This window comes from Paraclostridium benzoelyticum (assembly GCF_001006285.1).
GTDB lineage: Bacteria > Bacillota > Clostridia > Peptostreptococcales > Peptostreptococcaceae > Paraclostridium > Paraclostridium benzoelyticum.
Map to the genome: position 1 here is coordinate 1 of NZ_LBBT01000321.1, position 2,840 is coordinate 2,840.

General features: G+C 30.4%; 1 protein-coding gene. It reads right to left on the reverse strand.

Going from position 1 to position 2,840, the window contains the following annotated elements; all coding sequences use genetic code 11:
• Positions 1-98 precede the first annotated feature (98 nt).
• Positions 99-2,717, reverse strand: coding sequence for a cation-translocating P-type ATPase (locus VN21_RS15595; protein ID WP_046824067.1), 2,619 nt, complete (start codon positions 2,715-2,717; stop codon positions 99-101).
• Between the last annotated feature and the right edge of the window lie 123 nt (positions 2,718-2,840).

Below are 2,840 nucleotides of genomic sequence, written 5' to 3' on the forward strand. Positions count from 1 at the left end.
ATAATTTATACTATTTATACTATTTATACATACAACAAAGGCTAAATATAGATATTTGTACTTCTATATTCAGCCTTTTTATTATATTTAATAATTTTTTATTTTCTTTTTAAAAATTCGCTTATCTCCATAGAGCATGTAGATAACATTGCAAGTCCAAAACAAATTAATAATATGTTAAAGTTAAAACTATAAGGGATATTAAATATTTCTCTCATAAACGGAAGCTGTGTTGACATAAACATTGTCAAACAAATACAAACTGCACCTAGCACGTATTTATTAGTAGTAAATCCTAATTCAAGTATTGATTGAGTGTTTGATCTAGAAGCGAACGTCTGCAGTATTCTAGAAAGTGTAAGTGTTGAAAACGCCATTGCAACGCCTAATTCATGAGAATATCTAAGACCCATTAGTTGAGCCATTATTGTAACTGCACCAATTATATATCCTCTGGTTAAAACAAATCCAATCGTATCTTTAGTTAGTATCTTTTCATCTTTATCTCTTGGCGGATTATCCATAACACCTTTTTCAGGCTCTTCAAGTCCTAGTGCTATTGCTGGCAATGAATCTGTTACAAGATTTATAAATAGTAACTGTATTGTAGTAAACGGATTTGGTAATCCTGCAATTACCGCAAATAATATAGCTATTATTCCTCCTAAATTTCCTGAAAATAAATACGCTATAGATTTTTTAATATTTGTATAAACAGTTCTACCTACTTCTATTGCATTTACTATAGTTGCAAAGTTATCATCTACTAAAATCATATCTGACGCATCTTTTGCTACTTCTGTTCCACTTCCCATTCCTATACCTATATCTGCTTGTTTTAAAGCTGGAGCATCATTTACTCCATCTCCTGTCATTGCACAAACTTTTCCTTTTCTTTGCCATGCTTTTACTATTCTTATTTTATTTTCTGGGGAAACTCTTGCGAATACTGATATTTTCTCTAAATCCTTATCTAACTCTTCTTCAGTTAATTCATCTAACTCATTACCTGTTAAAGCCATATCTCCACTTGTAAATAGACCTATATCTCTAGCAATAGCTTTTGCTGTAGTCTTATGATCCCCCGTTATCATAACAGTTTTTATGCCAGATTTTTTAGCATTTTTAACAGCTGCATAAACTTCTTTTCTAGGTGGATCTATCATTGCTGTAAGTCCTATTAAAGTTAAATTTTCTTCATCATTTGCGGTTGGAATAAAACCTTCATCTTTAACACTTTTACTAGCAAAAGCTAAAACTCTTAGAGCTTTATTAGAAAATTCTTCATTCATACGCTTGTATCTATTTAAAATTTTATCATTTACTTTAACTACTTCATCTCCTACTAATGCATATTTACATCTACTAAATATTACATCTGGAGCTCCTTTTGTAAACATAACTACCTCTTCATCTACCTTGTGTACAGTAGACATTCTCTTTCTTTCACTATCAAATGGCAATTCACTTATCCTAATATTCTCATTTCTTATTTGTTTGTAATCAAAACCTTTCTTGTTTGCATAATTTATAAGAGCAATTTCTGTAGGATCACCTATTTCAACACCTTCATTAGTTATATCTGAATCGTTACATAAACTTGAACACATTATTATAAACTCTTCTTGCTTTGATAATACTTTTGCTGCTGCAACTTCTAAACTAGTATTATATGCTAATGATCTTTCTGGATTATATACATATGTATCTACAACTGTCATCTTGTTTTTAGTTAAAGTTCCTGTTTTATCTGTACAAATTACACTTGTTGATCCTAGCGTTTCAACTGCTGGTAGCTTTCTGACTATTGACTGTCTTTTAGCCATAACGTTTGTCCCAACTGCAAGAACAATCGTTACTATAGATGATAATGCTTCAGGTATTGCAGCAACCGCTATAGCAACTGCAAACATGAATGAATCAATTAATCTAGCTCCCCTTAATATATCTATTAAAAATATAAAAGCTGCTAATATTACTATGCCTACACCAAGTTTTTTACTAAACTCATCTAATTTTATTTGAAGTGGTGTTTGCTTACTTTCTGCATTCTCAAGCAGATTTGCTATTTTCCCCATTTCAGTATTCATAGAAGTTTGTGTTACTACATACTCACCTCTTCCATAAACAACCATAGATCCACTAAAAATCATATTTTTTTGATCTCCTAATGCTACATCCTTTAATATTGGTTTGTTGTGTTTTAAAACTGGTTCTGCTTCTCCTGTAAGCATTCCTTCTACAACCTTAAGAGTTTGGGATTCTATAATTCTTCCATCAGCAGGAACATAATCTCCGGCTTCTAAAATTATTATGTCTCCTGGCACTATATCTTTTGAATTAACTGTAACTTTTTTGTTATCTCTTATGACTTTTGCATTTGGAACTGATAGTTTTTTTAAACTTTGAAGTGAACTTTCTGCTTTTTTAGTTTGTATTACAGATAGTATTGAATTTAAGATAAGCACTGCAAATATAATTAAAGATTCCATCCCTTCGCCTAAAAATATTTGGACAAGTGCTGCTATTAATAAGATAATAACTAATGGATCTTTAAATGTTTCTAAGAATAACATCCAAATAGGCACCTTGGATTTTTCTTTTAATTCATTTGGCCCATACTTTTTTAGTAATTCACTTGCTTTAGATGAACTCAATCCTTTTAAGCTAGAATTTACCTGGCTTAAAGTCTCCTCTACACTTTTTTTATAAAACATATACTTCCTCCACCTACATTAATTTAAATAAAATTATTAGCTAAATTTGCTAAAATAAAAAACCCTAAGTAAAATTTTATGTTCTTTAAAATTCACGTAGGGGTCTGTAATCTCTTTTTAATA